Consider the following 15,875-nt stretch of genomic DNA (forward strand, 5'->3'; position numbering starts at 1 on the left):
GTGAATGAACCCGGCGGTCCACTTGGACGGTATCACGAAGCGATTCCCCGGGGTCGTCGCGAACGACGACGTCGATCTCGCGGTGGAGCGCGGGAGCGTCCACGCCCTCCTCGGCGAGAACGGGGCCGGCAAGACCACGCTGATGAACGTCCTGTACGGTCTCTACCGGCCGACCGAGGGGACCGTCCGGCTCGACGGCGAGCCGCGGTCGTTCGACTCGCCGCGGGACGCGATCGACGCGGGCGTCGGCATGATCCACCAACACTTCATGCTCGTCGACCCGATGACGGTGTGGGAGAACGTCGTCTTAGGCAACGAGCCGACGACTTGGGGCGGACTCCGCGTCGACAGGAAGGCGGCGCGGGAGGCCGTCGTCGAACTGAGCGAGCGGTACGGCTTCGACGTGGACCCGGACGCGACGATCGCGGACATCTCGGTCGGAGAGCAGCAGCGCGTCGAGATCCTGAAGGCGCTGTACCGCGGCGCCGAGGTGCTCATCATGGACGAGCCGACCGCGGTGCTGACGCCGCAGGAGGTCGAGGAGCTGTACGGCGTCTTCGAAGAGCTCACCGAACAGGGGAAGACGATCATCTTCATCTCGCACAAGCTCGGCGAGGCGCTGTCGGCGGCCGACGACATCACCGTCCTCCGCGACGGGGTCAACGTGGGCACCGTCGCCGCGGCCGACGTGACGCGCGAGGAGCTCGCGGAGATGATGGTCGGCCGGGAGGTGCTGATGGACCCCGCCACGTCGCCCCGAGAGACGGGCGAGCGCGTGCTGGAGGTGACCGACCTGTGCGTCGAGGACGACCGGGGCGTCGAGGCGGTCTCGAACCTGTCATTCGAGCTCCGGGGCGGGGAGATCCTGGGGATCGCGGGCGTCGACGGCAACGGACAGTCACAGCTCGCCGAGGCGATCACGGGTCTGCGCGAGACGGCGTCCGGGGAGATCCGCTACCGCGGCGAGTCGATGGTCGGGCAGACCCGCCGTGACCGGATCGACCGCGGGATGGCGTTCATCCCCGAGGACCGACAGGAGCGCGGCCTGGTGATGTCATACGACCTCACCGAAAACGGGGTTCTAGGGAGCCAACACGACCCGCCGTTCGCGCGCGGCGGACGGCTCGACTGGGGCGCGGCGCAGGACCACGCCGAGTCCGTCATCGAGCAGTACGACGTCCGCCCGCCGGACGCCGACGCGGAGGCCGAGTCGCTGTCGGGAGGGAACCAGCAGAAGTTCATCGTCGGGCGGGAGTTCGAGCGCGACCCTGAGCTGGTCGTCGCCGCCCACCCCACCCGCGGCGTCGACATCGGCTCCACGGAGTTCCTCCACGACCGGCTGCTCGAACTGCGCGCCGAGGGGAAGGCGGTCCTGCTCGTCTCCTCGAAGCTCGACGAGGTACAGGGGCTCTCCGACCGGCTCGCGGTGATTCACGAAGGAGAGTTCACCGGGGTCGTCGACCCCGCGACCGTGACCGAAGAGGAAATCGGGCTGCTGATGGCGGGCGAGTCGCTCGACGACGACTCGGTCGAACGGGCGGCGATCCACGACGCCGGCGGCGCGCCGGACGAGGCCGACGGCGGGGCGGCCGACGACGAGGGGGTGGACGCGTGAGCGATTCGGCGCCCGACGGGGACCGTACGGAGTCCCTCCTCGCCCGCGTGGTCGCCCCGTTCGTCGACCGGAGCGTCGTCGAGCGGCTCGTCATCAGCGTCGCCGCGATCCTCCTCTCGATCGTCGTCGGCTTCGCGCTCGTGCTCGTCTCCGGCCGGATCGCGCAGTGTTCGACCGCGGCGTGGACGATGCCGCTCACCGGGATCGGCTTCTGTTACGACCCGATCGAGGTGTACGTCGTGCTGTTCAACGGCGCGCTCGGGTACCCGTTCGCCGTCGGCGACCCCGGGCTGTTCAACCCCGCGTGGACGCCGTTCAACCTCTCGTTCGGTCTGACGCTCTCGGAGACGACGCTCCTGATCTTCACCGGGCTCTCCGTCGCCGTCGCCTTCCGCGCCGGCCTGTTCAACATCGGCACGCAGGGGCAGCTCGTCGTCGGGGCGCTCTCGACCGCCCTCTCGGTCCTCGCGCTCGCGCCCCTGCTCCCGGCCGGCCCGGTCGCCGGTGCCGTGCTGATCGTCGTCGGGACCGCGGCGGGCGCGGTCGGCGGCGGACTCTGGGGCGCGATACCCGGCGCGCTCAAGGCGTACGCCGACGCCAACGAGGTGATCACGACGATCATGCTCAACTTCGTCGCCGCGAACGTCGCGTACGTGCTCGTGTTGGAGGTGTTCCGCGCCGAGGGCTCCTCGGTGGTCGCCACCCGCTACGTCCCAGAATACGCGCAGTTCCCGTCGGTGCTGTTCCCCCCGTCCACCGACTTCGCGCTGCTCGCGCTGGCAGGGGGCATCGCCTTCATCGGCGCGCTCTACTACTTCGTCGAGCACACGTCGCTCGGGTACGACCTCCGGACGAGTGGCGTCCAGGCGGCCGCGGCCGAGTACGGCGGTGTGAACGCGAAGCTCACGACCGTGCGGGCGATGACGTTGTCCGGCGCGCTCGGCGGTATCGGCGGCGCGGTGTGGGTGCTGATGTCCGAGGGGCGGTGGATGGCCTCGATCCCGGACCTCGGCTTCGACGGGATCACCGTCTCGATCCTGGCCGGGAACAACCCGATCGGCGTGCTGCCGGCGGCGTTCCTCTTCGGGGTCCTGAAGGGCGGCGCCTTGGAGATCGGCTTCCGGACCGACGTTCCCACGGAGCTCGTCGCCGTGCTGCGCGGGCTCATCATCCTGTTCGTCGCGATGCCGGAGTTCTTCCGGATGATCGGTCGATACACCGGCGTCGGGGGGACCGCGGGCGGCCCGGGCGGCGCGGCGTCGGCGGAGTCAGATGCCTCCGCCGGCGGCGACGGGGGTGAAGCCGATGCGTAACCCGCTCTCGCCGGCGTCGCTCCTCGAAGGCGCGAGCGAGTCGGGGTACGTCCGTTCGCTTATCGCCGGCACCGTCGGAGTGCTCGCGCTGCTCGGCGTGTCCGGGCTCGCGTTCCCCGACTCCGTGGCGGGCGACCTCGCGGGCATCGTCTTCTCGACGAGTACCGCCACGTCGACGGCGCGGCTCGCGGCGCCCATCGTGCTCGCCGGACTCGGCGGCATCTTCGCCGAGAAGTCCGGCGTCATCAACATTGGCCTAGAGGGGCTCCTCATCATCTCGGCGTTCGTGTCGGTGTACGCCGCGTCGGTCGTCGGCGTGGGCAACGCCGTCCTCGGCGTCCCGGCGCTCGCGATCGCGTTCCTCGCCGGCATCGCGGCGTCGACGTTCCTGTCGGCGGTGTTCGCGGTGGTCTGTATCGAGTTCAAGGCGGACCAGATCATCGCCGGGCTGGCCGTCTGGCTCATCGCGTTGGGGCTCGCGCCGTTCCTGTCGACCGTGTTCTTCGGCGGCGTCAACACGCCGAACCTCGGCGTGAGCGTCGGGTGGCAGTACTCGGCGACGATGGTGGTTTTCGCGACCGCCGGCTCGTGGTGGCTGTTGAACAAGACCGCGTTCGGCAAACACCTCCGCGCGGCGGGCGAGAACCCGAAGGCGCTCGACACGGTCGGCGTCTCCGTCTCGAAGGTGCGCTACGCCGGGGTGCTGCTCTCGGGCGTCCTCTCCGGAGTGGGCGGCTCGGCGCTGGCGCTGTCCATCGGGCAGTTCGTCGGCTCCGGCGAGACGATGGTCCAGGGCAAGGGGTTCATCGCCATCGTCGCGTACCTGTTCGGCAACTACAATCCGCTCGGGACGCTCGGCGCGGGCGCGCTGTTCGCCGGCCTCGACGCGATACAGATCCGGCTCCAGCAGCTCGGGTACGCGATCCCGGACACGCTGGTCCAGACCATCCCGTACGTCGTCGTGATCGTCGTCCTCACGCTGGTCGGCCGGACGCAGATCCCCGAGGCCGCGGGCGAACACTACGAGACCGAGGAGTAGCTCGCGCCCGCTGACGACCTCCCGGGTCCGGACGGTCAGTCCGACGCCTCGGTCTCCTCGGTCGGCGAGGGCAGTCGCAGGTCGGCGAACGCCTCGGTGTCGCCGATCCCCGTGACGATCTTGACCTCGTTGGTGATCGGGACGCCGACGCAGGAGAGGCGGGCGTTCGCCCCGCGGATCTGCTCGTCGGAGAGGATCGACTGCCCCGGCATCGCCACGTCGCCCTTCACCACGACCACGGCGCAGTTGGAGCAGGCGCCGCCGCGGCAGGCGTACGGCCACGACCGGCCGCCGCGCTCCGCCGCTTCCAGGATCGACTCGCCGGGCTCGACGAGGAAGCGGCCGTACTCCGGGAGATCGAGGTCGGCGTCCGCGGCCTTCTCGAAGAGGTCCTCATCGTCCAGCGACCAGCCGTGCTCGGTCAGCGCGTCGCGGTCGAGGTGATAGACGGTGGACGGCGAGCCGGTGCGGACCGGTTCGACCGACCCCTCCGCGTACCGCCGAACCACGTCGGCCGCCTCGCCGACCGGCTCGTCGCCGAGGTCGTCGAACCAATCGCGGACCGTCGCGGGCGCGAGGTTCGACTCCGCGGCGACCGCCCCGATGTCGACCCCTTCGAGCCGGGCGACCGTCGAGACGAGCCCCGGCGAGTCGAGGGCCGCGATCGTCTCCTCGACCCACTCCTCGGAGCGGTCGTACCACGAAGCGAGTTCGGCCGTGCCGATACCTCGGTCGTACGCGACGGCGGTCATCAGCGCCGCGGTCGCCTCCGCCGACCGGACCTCCGAGAGCCACGCCCGGAGCCGGTCGGCGTCGACCCGTTCGAGTTGCCCCATGTCCGTATCGTTCGTTTCGAGGCCGTTAAACGACGAGCCTGAACAGTTAGGCTCTGGACGCGCCCCGGCCATCGCGAAATTCGTCGGCGCGCGGCCGACCGAAACGGGAGCAAAGAGTTTTGCCCGGCGCACGACACGGTCCGGTAATGGATATCGACGAGTACGACGTCGTCGTGGCGGGGGCCGGGACCGCCGGCTGCTACGCCGCCGCGACGATCGCGAACGAGGGGCTCGACGTCGTCATCGTGGAGCGGAAGGACGCCGAGGAGGCCGGCCACATCGCCTGCGGCGACGCCCTGAAGGGCGCCGACGCCTTCCCCGAAGCGATCCCGAAGGACCGACTCGAACCCGCGTTCACGAACACCGGCGTCGACCACGGTCGCTTCGAGATCCCGCAGGAGGACACGGTCCTTGAGATCCCCGTCCCCGGCGAGCTCGCCGTCATCGATCGCTGGGAGTACGGCCGCCAGCTCATCTCCGGGGCCGAGGACGCGGGCGTCGACTTCCACTACGACACCGTCATCAACGACGTGAGACAGGACGAGAGCGGCCGCGTCACCGGTATCCACGCGGTGCGGAAGGGCGACCCGCGGACGTACGAGGCGGACGTCGTGATCGACGGTGCCGGGTCGCTCTCGCTGCTCCAGGACAAGGCGGACTTCGAGGGGACGACCTTCGACACGAACGTCCGGTACTCGCAGTTCTGCTCGGCGTACCGCGAGATCGTCGACGTGCCGGAGCCGGTGGAGTGGGACGACGCGCTGGTGTTCAAGGCGACCGACCGCGCGGCGGGCTACCTCTGGTACTTCCCACGGACCGCGACGGAGATCAACGCCGGCCTCGGCTTCCAGATGACGGAGAAGCCGATGAAGCTCGTCGAGTCGCTGAAGAAGGACCTCCGCGACCGCCCCGAGTTCGAGGGCGCGGAGGTCCGCGACAAACTGGGCGCCGCCCTGCCCACCCGACGCCCCTACGACTCGGCGGTCGCGCCGGGGTACATGGCGGTCGGCGACGCGGCGGGTCACGTGAACCCGACGACCGGAGGGGGAATCGCCGGCGCGGCGTACGCGGGCAAGTACGCCGGCGAGCAGGCCGTGAAGGCCGTCTCGGACGGCGACGTGAGCGAGGAGAACCTCTGGCGGTACAACACCCGCGTGATGGACCACTTCGGCGGCCGGTACGCCGGCCTCGACGTGTACAACGTCCTCGCGACTTCGGTCGACGTGGACAACCTCATGGGGCTGCTCGCGTCGCTGCCGGGCGAGAAGCTCGCGGAGGCGCTGTACGAGGGGTCGACCTCGATGTCCTTCGGGCTGAAGCTGAAGGCCGCGGTCAAGTCGTTCGGCTACTGGGGGACAATCCGGAACTTCTACCAGACGAAGTCGCTGGCGGACGAGCTGATCGGCCACTACGAGGAGTACCCGACGAGCCCCGCCGCGATGGCGAACTGGACCCGCCAGCGCGACGACATCATGGACCGCGTCTACGAGACGACCGGCGCCGACGCGAAGTACTGAGGCCGTGAGCGGCTACCGGCTCACTACCGTCGAGACGGTGCGCGAGCAGGGCTCGTGGGCGTTCACGGCTCGTGAGGGCGACGAGGACCGCGAGGTGTTCCTCGTGCCGTGCGCGGACGAGTCGGATGAGCGCGACGACGAGGACCCGCCGGTGCGCGCGTGGATCAACCGCTGTACCCACGAGAACCAGCGGCTTCACCGCGAGGCGGTGGGCGCCGTCACCCGCGGCGGCTCCGTCGTCTGTCCGAAGCACGGCTCGGCGTTCGACGCGTGCGACGGCGGCTGCGACAACGGCGAGGCGGCGGGCACGACGCTCCGATCGGTGGACGTGACCGTCCGCGACGGCGCGGTGTTCCTGACCGACGACGACCTCAGCTACCTCCGCGAGGGGTTGCCGGACGAGGACGACGACGACGGCGCGGGGCCGTCGTCGAGCTCGCACCTCACCTTCTGAACGGGGCGAGATTCGGCGGACCGGCGACGTCTACGGCTGCGCCTCCGCGACTCGCCGGATCGCGCCGGCGATCACGTCGATGCCGAGCGACAGGTCGTCCTCGACCACGTCGAAGTCGGTGGTGTGGTGCCCGCCCGGGTGGTCGGTTCCGACGCCGAGGTAGCAGGCGAGCCCGCCCTGATCTTGGACGCGGTTCATCAGGTACGTAGCGTCCTCGGAGCCGCCGAGGTCGTCGCTGTCGACGATGTTCGTGACGCCCTCGACGTCGCCCGCGGACTCCCGGACGAGGGCGGCGAGCGCGTCGTCGCTCGTCGCGCTGGGCGCCTCGCCGAGCGTCGACACCTCGACCTCGCAGTCGTGCATCGCCGCGGCGGAGTCGAGGATGCGGTCGGCGTGGTCGGACATGTACTCGGCGAGCTCCGTCGTCTGTCCGCGGAGCTCGCCCTCGATGTGCGACTCCTCAGGGATGATGTTCGTCGCGGTGCCGCCGCCGACGAGCCCAGCGTTCACGCGCGTGGGGCCGTCGGCGTGCCGCGGGATGGCGTAGAGGTTCTGGACCGCCGCCGCCATCGCCTGAACCGAGTTCCGACCCTGCTCGGGGCGCGCGCCGGCGTGCGCGGGCTCGCCGGAGAAGTCCGCGAGGAAGTGCCGCACCGCGAGGAACCCCTCGACGCCGCAGACGACCTCGCCGGACGGGTGATCGAGGCCGACGTGGACCGCGTAGAGGTAGTCGACGTCGTCGAGGTGGCCCGACTCGGCCATCGGCTTCCCGCCGGCGACCTGCTCCTCGCCCGGCTGGAAGAACACCTTGAGCGTGCCGGAGAAGTCGGAGTCGAGGACGGCGTCGAGCGCGCCGAGCCCCATCGTCGCGTGGGCGTCGTGGCCGCAGGCGTGCATGAACCCCTCGTGCTCGGAGCGGAACCCCTCGGCGGTCGGGACGTGCTCGGCCGACTCAGACTCCGTGATCGGGAGCGCGTCGATGTCGACTCGCAGGCCGATCACGGGGCCGTCGCCGCGCTCGACGACCGCGACGCAGCCGGTGTAGCCGCCCGAGAGCCGGTCGAGGATATCCGGGTCAGCGCCCGCCTCGCGCGCCTGCTCCTCCCACTCCGAAAGCTCCTCGTCGTCGGGGACGTTCAGTCGCTCGTCGGTCGCCAGCGCGTCCGGGCCGACGTGGAGCTCCGTCAGGTCCCGCTCGCGGAGGGCCTCGACGATGCGGGCGGTGGTGTAGAACTCGCGCCACGCGGGCTCGGGGTGGCGGTGGAGGTCGCGGCGGAACGCGCGGTACTCGTCGTCTTCGAGAACGCTCATACCCGTGGGTGGCCCGGGGACAGGTTAAAACGTCGGCTGCCGGAGAGCGACGGGGACCGCATCGGAGCCGACCGCGGGCGGCTCACTCCTCGGCCGTCCCCATCCGCTCAGAGTAGTCCCACGCGTGGATCCGCTCCGGTTCGATCCGGATCTCGACCTCCTCGCGCTCGGATCGCAGGAGCCGGTCGGCGGTCGGGTTGTCCGTGCCGCCGAGGTACTTCGTCAGGAGCGACCGCAGGAGCCGCTTCCCATCGTCGGGTCGGACCGTCGCCCGGCCGCGGCCGCGGACCCCCTTGTACGGCGGGTCGTTCGTCGACACGTCGAAAGAGACGCTGTCGTCGTGGTCGACGAACTCGACCAGATCGGCGTTCGCGCTCGTCGCACAGCGGATCGCGCCGGGCGGCCGCGCCGCGCCGTCGCCGTCGTCTCCACCGTCGGCGCTCCCCCCGTCCGGGTCCCACGCGAACCACAGCGAGACGATCCACGGACGGTCGCCCGGGGTACGGCAGCCGAGGCGGACCGGGACGGACGCGGCGGCGAGGAACTCGTCGACGCGGTCGCGGTCCCACGGGCCGGTCGGGTCCATACCGATCCCACGCCCGCGCCCCGCCTAACAGTTGCGGCGCCCGGACTCGATCGAGGTCGACGGCCGAACCACTCGGAGCCCGGCGGCTCCGGAACACAAGAGAATTGACGGTCCCCCCGCGAGAGGTGGTATGACCGACTACTTCGAGGTCCACGAGCGCGACGGCGCCGCCCGGCTCGGGGAGGTCCGCCTCGCCGAGCCCGTGTCCACGCCGGCGCTGGCGGACCCGTTCCTCGACGACGCCGGAAGTCTTTGGGCCGGTGACCGCGAGGTCCCAGACGGCGACGAGACCGCGCTGACGGTGCTTCCCCACAGGGCGTTCCCCGCGGGGACCCGCGACGAGGTGCGCGAGTCGTTCGCGGTCGACCACCCCGGCGTCGCGTTCCCCTCGGCCGCGGTCGTCGACAGTCGGAGCGCCCGCGACCTCGGCGCCGACGCGTACCTGCTCTCGGACGCGCAGGGGTTCGTCGGCCACGGCGAGGCGTTCCGGGACGCGATCCTCCGCGCGAAGTCGGCGCTGCCGCCGGACGCCGCGCTCGGCCTCTCCGGCGTCGCGACCCCGCGGAACGTCGCGCTCCTCGCGTACGCCGGCGCCGACCTCGTCGACGCGACGCGCGCCCGGACGAAGGGGACGCAGGGGATGTACCTCACCGCCGACGCGGAACATTTCCTCGAAGACTTGGAGGAGCTCCCCTGCGCCTGCCCGGCCTGCGCGAAACCCCGGAGCGAGTTCACCCGGGACGACTGCGCCGACCACAACGCCAACGCGCTGCGGGCCGAGCTTCGGCGGGTCCGCGAGCGGATCCGGAGCGGCCGCCTGCGCGATTACATCGAGGCGCAGGCCCGCCACGAGGGGTGGCTCACGGCCGCGTTCCGCGAGTTCGACGACCAGTGGGGGTACTTGGACGAGCGGACGCCGCTCATGCGCGACGCGGAGGTGACGGCGGCGTCGGCGGAGACGCTCGACCGCGTCGAGATCCGTCGGTTCGCCGACCGCGTCACGAGCCGCTACCGGAACCGGTTCACCGACCAGCCGCTCGTGTTGGTCCCCTGCTCGGCGACGAAGCCGTACAGCGACTCCCAGAGTCACCGCCAGTTCCACGACGCGATCAAGTGGCGCGGCCACACCGTCTCGATTACCTCCCCTATCGGCGTGGTGCCGCAGGAGCTCGAGACGACCTACCCCGCTCAACACTACGACTCGGTCGTCACGGGCGACTGGAGCGAAGACGAGATCGAGTTCGTCGCGGAGGTCCTCCGGCGGTATCTCGAACGCAACGACTACTCGCGCGTCGTCGCGCACGTCCCCGAGGACGGGTACCGCGAGATCTGCGAGCGCGTGGAGAGCGATCCCGCGATCGACGCCGACTTCGAGTACACCTGCGTCGACCACCCGACGACCGACGAGTCGCTCGGCGAACTGAACGCCGCCCTCCAGGGCGAGCCGGCGTACAGCAAGCGGGAGCGCGAGCACAACACGGTTCGCGCCATCGCCGATTACCTGCTCGGCGACGGCGCGGGCGACGACCTGTTCGGCGGTCTCGGCGCGAGCGGCGGAGGCGACCGATACGGCGGCGAGGCCGACGTCCGCACCACCGGCCGCTACCCCAAGCTCCAGGTGTGGGGCGACGAGCCCGACGCCGGCCGCGAGGGCGAGCCGGGCGAACAGCTCGCGACGATGGTCCCGCAGTACGGCACGCTCTCGTTCACCCTCGCCGGCGCGCGCCGCTGGGTCGAGAGCGACGCGCCGACGAAGCGGGTGGAGATCGATCAGTTCGTCCCGCGTGGCTCCGTGCTCGCGCCGGGCGTCGTCGACGCGGACGACGATATTCGGGTCGGCGACGAGGTCGTCATCGAGGGGCCGAAGGCGTTCGCGGTCGGCCGCGCGGCGATGTCTGGCCCAGAAATGGCGGGATCGACCCGCGGCGTCGCCGTCGAGGTGCGGCACGGAGAGGAGAAGTAACTGGACGGCTCCGGTGGACTCCTCGGCGGACGATCGCCTTCAGTTGTCGCGCCGGACCCGGAGCCCGTTTCGATGTCGGCCCGCTACGACTCGGGAGCGCTCCGCGAGAAGCCCCCCGAACTATCGGCGTTGCGAGCGCTTCACTCGTCGGCCTCGGATCCCTCCGCGCCGCCGAGTTCGGACAGTTCGGTTTCCAATTCCTCGGAGTCTTCGAGGAGCAACCCCGTCCCGCCCGCGGCGATCATACCGACGCCGATCGCACGGAGCTGCCGGAGGTACGCCGGCTTCGCTTCGAGCTCCGACGCGTTGTCGAAGTTCTTCCCGATCATCTTTTTGCTGAGCCTGACGCTCGCCCGCGGGAAGAGCGCGGTGACGACCCCTTGGACGAGTATCATTGCGGACCCGAATAGACGGCCTTTCTCACAGCCTTTCATACACGGTAGTACGTCTCGCCGCCGGATAACTATTGCCCCTAACACGCAATACCACCCCGTCAGTTTTCTTCAGATGCGCATTTCCAGCTACTTCCTCCGTATATATTGTGGACTATTTACAACACTATGTTTATCCGTAGGGCGCCTGTATACGACCTATGACGAGAGACGCTGAGGCGGCGGACCGATGTGGTGGAACCGCCGTCGCTGCGACCGCGAAGCAGCGCCCGACAGACTCGCCGCTCGGAGCCGACACCCCGTCGCGCGTCGGGCCGTCCCCGGACGGGAGGTCGGCATGACCGCACGGAATCCGATAGCCGCTCGGACGCTCGCCGTCCGCGGGGCCGGGATGTTCCTGATCGGGGTCGCCGTCAATCTCGCTCTCGGGTGGATCGCGTTGACCGGGGGTCTCGTGGCGTCGACGGAGTTCTTCCGGTACCCCCCGATCGTCGTCTGGACGCTGTTGGGAACGATCGGTGCGGCCGTTATCTACGGGGCGCTCACGCGTTTCTCCACGACGCCGGACCGGACGTTCGTCCGCATCGCCGTCGCCGCGCTCCTCGTGTCGTTCGTCCCCGATGTCGGCCTGCTCGTCGCCGTCGAGGGCGTGACGACGAGCGAGGCCGTCGCGCTGATGGCGCTTCACGTCCCGCCGGCGATCACCGCGATGATCGCGCTCCCGAACACTCCGTTCGGGCGTTAGCCAGCTTCCGGAGTTTACACCTTCGCGAGGCCGGCCGAACCCGCACTCCTCAGTCGTCGGCGGTCGCCTCGGGTCGGTACGCCTCGCTGATCTTCTTCCACTTCCCCGACCGGAACCGGAGGTAGTTGATCGCGGCGGGGATCGTCGTCTCGGCCATGAACGCGAAGTAGAGTCCCCACAGCCCGATCGCCGGGAGCGCCACCTCGGGGACCGTGAGGCCGACGAGCGGGAGGTCGATCGCGGGTGTCGCGTCGTGTGCGCCGACGTACGCGAGCGGGATCGACACGCAGAACATCCCGAGGAACTGGCTCGCGAAGGGGATCTTCGTGTCGCCGGCGGCGTCGAGGGGGCCGGCCGCCCCGCCGGAGACGCCTTGGAAGATCACCGCGGCGCAGGCCGCGTACACGAGGTTGACGGCGATCGGTATCTCCGGGCTGTCGGGCGACTCGGCGAACAGCGAGACGATGTCGGTGGCGAAGACGGCGATCAGCACCGCGGAGACGGCGTACGTCGCCACCGAGAAGCGGATGATGTCGCGGGCGTACGCCTCTGCTTCGTCCGGGCGCTCGACGCCGAGCTCCTGCCCGACGAGGCTGGAGGAGGCGAGGCCGAACCCCCAGCCGGGCGTGTTCATGATCCCCCAGATGCGGCGGGCGATGACGAACGCGGCCACGGTGTTTTCCCCGAACACGTCGAGGATGGCGAGCATCGGGAACTCGGCGGCCGTCCACACGAGGTTGCGCGCCCCGACCGGGACGCCGATCTCGACGAGGTCGCGGAGCATGCCGGGGTTCAGGTACGAGCCGGTCGGGTCGATCGCGACCGGGAACTCGCCGATGAGGGGGGCGCTCCCGCGCACGAGGCCGACGGTGAAGCCGCCGACCGCGAGCACGTTCGAGAGGACGGTGCCGACCGCGGCCCCCTCGACGCCCCAGCCGAACCCGAAGATGAACAGCGCGCTGAGGGCGATGTTCGCGACCGCGCCGCCGGCCCGGACCTGCATCGCGGTGTAGGCGTCGTCGCAGCCGACGAGGATGCGGCTCCCGACGAGGTTGAGCGCGGCGAACGGGACGCCGAGGCCGACGACGCGGAGGTAGTCCGCGCCGTAGGCTATCGCCGCCTCGTTGCTGCTCAACACGTTGATGAGCGCGGGGGCGAACAGCCAGAACGCCGCGCTGACCGGCAGCGTGATCGCCACCGCGAGGAGGACGCTGGAGCGCACCGCGTCCCCCAGTTCGCCGAACGCCTCGGCGCTGTACCGCTGGGAGACCAAGGCGATCGTGCCGCCGGCGACGCCGCCGCCGAACGCGAACGCGAGCCCCCAGTAGGGCCCCGCGAAGCCGACGCCGGCGACGGCGCTCGTGCCGACCGCGACGCCGACCATCGCGACGTCGACCGCGTTCTTCGACATCCGGGCGATCCCGGTGACGATCCGGGGCCACGCGAGGTCGGTGGTCCGCACCACGCGGTGACGGTCGATCAGCCCGGCCCTCGCGAGGGCGAAGCCGATGTAGAGGATCAGCGCGCGGAAGGGGTTCGGCAGCCGAGAGATCAGCTCGCGGAGGGAGTTCGGAAGGCGAGACACGGCAGATGCCCGCCTTTTCCGCTGGCGGCTAAAGGAGTTTCGTCACGCGGCAGGCGGTTCCGGATCGAGCGGGGGTCGCGGGCCGAGCCGTCGCCCGATCAGGCGCCCGAGACGAGGTAGACGGCCGCGGCGGCGAAGACGATCCCGAGCCCCTTCCGAGCCGTGAACGACTCACCGAGGAAGAGGAAGCCGATCACCGACGAGAAGACGAGGAACATCGCGAAGATGGGCGTCACGACGCTCACCGGACCCGCGGAGAGCGAACGGTACAGTGCGAGGATCCCGATACCGAGGAACACGCCCGCGGCGAGCACGTGCGCCAGCTTCGGCGAGGCGAGGTGGCCGGTGAACTCCTGTCCGGTGTACGCGATCACGCCGAGCGCCATGGCGACGAGCAGCGTGTTCGAGACGACGACGGCGACGTCGCTCGGGATCGCGTTCGGACCGGTCGTGGCGACGCGCATCAGCGGCGAGACGAGCGCGTACGCACCCATGGCGAGCAGCGCGTACGGGAGGTAGGTCGTGGCCGTAGCGTCCATACCACGGGGTCACCGCCCGGAGGCAAGTGCCTATCGACCCGCGTTCGGCGGCGGCCCCAGCGGGGCCGACTCGTCGGCCGACCGCGAGTCGTCGGGAACGTCGCCTTCGCGGTCGGCGTCCGAACCGCCCCGGTCGTGAACCGGGACGCAGACCGTCACCGCCGTCCCCCTCGGCTCGCGCTCCGCGAACGATATCCGGCCGCCGAGGTGGTCGACGCCCCACTTGACGATCCACAGGCCGATCCCGCTCCCGTGGCGCAGCGGCGTCTCGGTGCCGCGGTCCAACACGTCGTACTCCGCGGGGTCGATGCCGGGACCGTCGTCCGCGACGGTGACCTCGACCCAGCCGTCCTCGACGAGGGCGTCGATCCGGGCCCACGGCTCGTCCGCGTCGTTGTGTCGGACCGCGTTCGAACAGAGGTTCTCCAAGACGACCCGCAGCACCACCGACACCGAGACGGACGGCACCGTTCCGACCTCGATCCGCGCGTCGGGATCGATCTCCCGCGCGTCGGCGACGGCCTCGTCGACCACGTCCGGTAGCGGCGCCGACCCGGACTCCTCGGTCGGGGCGAACAGCTCGCCGGCGGTCCGGGTGCGCTCGCTGAGTTCGAGCATCCGCCCGGCGCTCTCCTCGATGACCGAGAGCGCGCGTTCGTCCGTCGGGTCGGTCCGGAGCCGCGCGGCGTACCCCTGAATGAGGTTGGTCTCCGTCCGCACGTCGTGACGGAACACGCGGTTGAGCACGTTGAGCCGCTGCTGTTGGCCGAGGTACGCGCCGACGTCGTGGAAGGTTATCACTCGGGCGGTGGTGCGGTCGTGGTCGTCGGTCACGTCCCTGACAGTCGCCTCGTACGGTCGCCGCCCGTCGCGGCCGACGATCGGGACCGCTCGCGGCGCGTCACCCTCGGCGCCGTCTGGCTCGCTGACCGTCTCGTACTTCGGGACGACCGCGTCGGCGGGCTCGCCGATCGCCGCGCGCCGGTCGACGCCGAACGTCTCGGCCGCGCTTTCGTTCAGGTCGACGACGAGCCCCTCGGTGCCGACGACGAAGACGGGGTCGTGGAGCTGCTCGAAGACGAGCTGGCGCGCGCGGCGGCGCGGCGCGGGCGCGAGCGTCAGCAGTCGGAACCGCGACAGCGCGAGGAGGTATGCCACCCCCGAGACCACGAACACCAGCGGGGTCGGATCGAGCCCCGAGATCGGAATCGCGCCGGAGAGGTAGGCGACGCTCCCGGCCCACGGCGCCGCGGTCCCGACGAGCAGCGCCGCGCTCTGCCCGCGGAACGGGCGCGCGTCGTCGCGGATCAGCTGGATAAGTGGGACCGAACCGACGGCGCCGAGGAGGTAGGTGTACCCCGCGATGACGTAGTACAGCGGACCGGGGACGACGTCGAGGAACGTTCCGACCGCGGTCTCGCGCACGAATCGACCGACCGTGAGGAGGTTCCCCGGGTCGTCCGCGGCGGCGACCGCGACGGTGGCGACGGGCACGACCGACACCAGCGCAACGGAGAACGGCGTCACGTAGCGGTCGTAGCCGGTGTACGCCAGCGCGAAGAAGAGCCAGCCGACCGGGATGGCCACGACGCCGACCCACTGGACGTCGTACCACAGCGCCTTCGCCGGCAGCGTGGTCGCCTCCAGTTCGAAGACGAGGAACGTCGCCCACCAGACCTGCCCGGCGAGCAACACCGCGAGCCACGTCGCGCCCGGCTCCGGTCGCTCCCGCCACGCGAGGATCGCCGCCGCCAGACCGACCGTCACGGCGACGAGGAGAGCGACGGAGAGCGGGCTCAACGCGGCCATGCCGTTTTTTACACAGATCGGATTTATAACTCATCGGGTCTGTTCACCTGATTGAAAATTCCGGCGTCACCCGGCCGAACCTACCGGTGGGCGCCGCCTCACCCGCCGAGCGCGAGGAGCGCGACGCCGGCGACGAACGCGCGGTGAACAGCGCGCCCGCGTCGAACGCGG

15 protein-coding genes are annotated in these 15,875 nt (G+C 70.5%); 8 read left to right on the plus strand and 7 right to left on the minus strand.

Features of this window, described 5'->3' with window-relative positions; translation table 11 throughout:
- Positions 1–4: 4 nt before the first annotated feature.
- From EXE41_RS02785 to EXE41_RS02795, 3 genes are read left to right on the plus strand one after another with little or no spacing between them, the layout of a single operon-like run.
- Positions 5–1,615, plus strand: coding sequence for an ABC transporter ATP-binding protein (locus EXE41_RS02785; protein ID WP_137690239.1), 1,611 nt, complete (start codon positions 5–7; stop codon positions 1,613–1,615).
- Positions 1,612–2,928, plus strand: a complete 1,317-nt coding sequence (locus tag EXE41_RS02790) for an ABC transporter permease (RefSeq protein ID WP_137690240.1) — start codon at positions 1,612–1,614, stop codon at positions 2,926–2,928. Before EXE41_RS02785 ends, EXE41_RS02790 begins: the two co-directional genes overlap by 4 nt.
- Positions 2,921–3,967 carry an ABC transporter permease gene (locus EXE41_RS02795; protein ID WP_086215892.1) on the plus strand — a complete coding sequence of 349 codons (1,047 nt, stop codon included), beginning with the start codon at positions 2,921–2,923 and terminating at the stop codon, positions 3,965–3,967. Before EXE41_RS02790 ends, EXE41_RS02795 begins: the two co-directional genes overlap by 8 nt.
- A 35-nt stretch (positions 3,968–4,002) precedes the next feature.
- On the opposite strand, the gene fer is transcribed toward EXE41_RS02795, so the two are convergent.
- Positions 4,003–4,803 carry a ferredoxin Fer gene (gene fer, locus EXE41_RS02800; protein ID WP_137690241.1) on the minus strand — a complete coding sequence of 267 codons (801 nt, stop codon included), beginning with the start codon at positions 4,801–4,803 and terminating at the stop codon, positions 4,003–4,005.
- Positions 4,804–4,949: 146 nt separating this feature from the next.
- Between fer and EXE41_RS02805 the strand changes: the two genes are divergently transcribed.
- Both EXE41_RS02805 and EXE41_RS02810 read left to right on the plus strand, forming a co-directional pair.
- A complete protein-coding gene (locus tag EXE41_RS02805) occupies positions 4,950–6,320 on the plus strand; it encodes a geranylgeranyl reductase family protein (protein WP_137690242.1) in 1,371 nt (456 codons plus the stop codon).
- Positions 6,321–6,324: 4 nt separating this feature from the next.
- The gene (locus EXE41_RS02810; protein ID WP_137690243.1) at positions 6,325–6,774 is read left to right on the plus strand and encodes a Rieske 2Fe-2S domain-containing protein; all 450 of its coding nucleotides are present in this window, start codon (positions 6,325–6,327) and stop codon (positions 6,772–6,774) included.
- A 30-nt stretch (positions 6,775–6,804) separates the two neighbouring features.
- Here EXE41_RS02810 and EXE41_RS02815 read toward each other — a convergent pair whose 3' ends face one another.
- Positions 6,805–8,085 (minus strand): amidohydrolase, encoded by a 1,281-nt coding sequence (locus EXE41_RS02815; protein WP_137690244.1) that lies wholly within the window; start codon positions 8,083–8,085, stop codon positions 6,805–6,807.
- Between the two features lie 82 nt (positions 8,086–8,167).
- Positions 8,168–8,671 carry a hypothetical protein gene (locus EXE41_RS02820; protein WP_049929639.1) on the minus strand — a complete coding sequence of 168 codons (504 nt, stop codon included), beginning with the start codon at positions 8,669–8,671 and terminating at the stop codon, positions 8,168–8,170.
- Positions 8,672–8,801: 130 nt separating this feature from the next.
- Here EXE41_RS02820 and arcS point away from each other — a divergent pair, with 130 nt between their 5' ends.
- On the plus strand, positions 8,802–10,634 hold the full coding sequence (gene arcS / locus EXE41_RS02825) for an archaeosine synthase subunit alpha (protein ID WP_137690245.1): 1,833 nt from the start codon (positions 8,802–8,804) through the stop codon (positions 10,632–10,634).
- Positions 10,635–10,774: 140 nt separating this feature from the next.
- Here the strand turns inward: arcS and EXE41_RS02830 are convergent, their stop codons facing one another.
- Positions 10,775–11,068 carry a hypothetical protein gene (locus EXE41_RS02830; RefSeq protein WP_049929637.1) on the minus strand — a complete coding sequence of 98 codons (294 nt, stop codon included), beginning with the start codon at positions 11,066–11,068 and terminating at the stop codon, positions 10,775–10,777.
- A gap of 158 nt (positions 11,069–11,226) precedes the next feature.
- Between EXE41_RS02830 and EXE41_RS19005 the strand changes: the two genes are divergently transcribed.
- The gene (locus EXE41_RS19005) at positions 11,227–11,367 is read left to right on the plus strand and encodes a hypothetical protein (protein WP_158294386.1); all 141 of its coding nucleotides are present in this window, start codon (positions 11,227–11,229) and stop codon (positions 11,365–11,367) included.
- Entirely contained in the window at positions 11,364–11,771 is a 408-nt protein-coding gene (locus tag EXE41_RS02835) for a DUF6069 family protein (RefSeq protein ID WP_137690246.1), read from the plus strand. Before EXE41_RS19005 ends, EXE41_RS02835 begins: the two co-directional genes overlap by 4 nt.
- Before the next feature lie 49 nt (positions 11,772–11,820).
- Here the strand turns inward: EXE41_RS02835 and EXE41_RS02840 are convergent, their stop codons facing one another.
- The 3 genes from EXE41_RS02840 to EXE41_RS02850 form a co-directional block, all read right to left on the minus strand.
- Positions 11,821–13,356 carry an MATE family efflux transporter gene (locus EXE41_RS02840; RefSeq protein WP_137690247.1) on the minus strand — a complete coding sequence of 512 codons (1,536 nt, stop codon included), beginning with the start codon at positions 13,354–13,356 and terminating at the stop codon, positions 11,821–11,823.
- 98 nt (positions 13,357–13,454) lie between these two features.
- Positions 13,455–13,895 (minus strand): EamA family transporter, encoded by a 441-nt coding sequence (locus EXE41_RS02845; RefSeq protein ID WP_049929634.1) that lies wholly within the window; start codon positions 13,893–13,895, stop codon positions 13,455–13,457.
- Positions 13,896–13,925: 30 nt separating this feature from the next.
- Positions 13,926–15,704, minus strand: coding sequence for a histidine kinase N-terminal 7TM domain-containing protein (locus EXE41_RS02850; protein WP_086219177.1), 1,779 nt, complete (start codon positions 15,702–15,704; stop codon positions 13,926–13,928).
- Between the last annotated feature and the right edge of the window lie 171 nt (positions 15,705–15,875).

The organism is Halorubrum sp. SD690R (genome assembly GCF_005435035.1).
GTDB classification, from domain to species: domain Archaea; phylum Halobacteriota; class Halobacteria; order Halobacteriales; family Haloferacaceae; genus Halorubrum; species Halorubrum ezzemoulense.

Bases quoted from the DNA above. Each gene is read 5' to 3' on its own strand.
- EXE41_RS02835 (WP_137690246.1), top strand. From the start codon at position 11,364: ATGACCGCACGGAATCCGATAGCCGCTCGGACGCTCGCCGTCCGCGGG.
- EXE41_RS02845 (WP_049929634.1), bottom strand. From the start codon at position 13,895: ATGGACGCTACGGCCACGACCTACCTCCCGTACGCGCTGCTCGCCATG.
- EXE41_RS02805 (WP_137690242.1), top strand. From the start codon at position 4,950: ATGGATATCGACGAGTACGACGTCGTCGTGGCGGGGGCCGGGACCGCC.
- EXE41_RS19005 (WP_158294386.1), top strand. From the start codon at position 11,227: ATGACGAGAGACGCTGAGGCGGCGGACCGATGTGGTGGAACCGCCGTC.
- arcS (WP_137690245.1), top strand. From the start codon at position 8,802: ATGACCGACTACTTCGAGGTCCACGAGCGCGACGGCGCCGCCCGGCTC.
- EXE41_RS02820 (WP_049929639.1), bottom strand. From the start codon at position 8,671: ATGGACCCGACCGGCCCGTGGGACCGCGACCGCGTCGACGAGTTCCTC.
- fer (WP_137690241.1), bottom strand. From the start codon at position 4,803: ATGGGGCAACTCGAACGGGTCGACGCCGACCGGCTCCGGGCGTGGCTC.
- EXE41_RS02830 (WP_049929637.1), bottom strand. From the start codon at position 11,068: ATGAAAGGCTGTGAGAAAGGCCGTCTATTCGGGTCCGCAATGATACTC.
- EXE41_RS02850 (WP_086219177.1), bottom strand. From the start codon at position 15,704: ATGGCCGCGTTGAGCCCGCTCTCCGTCGCTCTCCTCGTCGCCGTGACG.
- EXE41_RS02815 (WP_137690244.1), bottom strand. From the start codon at position 8,085: ATGAGCGTTCTCGAAGACGACGAGTACCGCGCGTTCCGCCGCGACCTC.
- EXE41_RS02795 (WP_086215892.1), top strand. From the start codon at position 2,921: ATGCGTAACCCGCTCTCGCCGGCGTCGCTCCTCGAAGGCGCGAGCGAG.
- EXE41_RS02785 (WP_137690239.1), top strand. From the start codon at position 5: ATGAACCCGGCGGTCCACTTGGACGGTATCACGAAGCGATTCCCCGGG.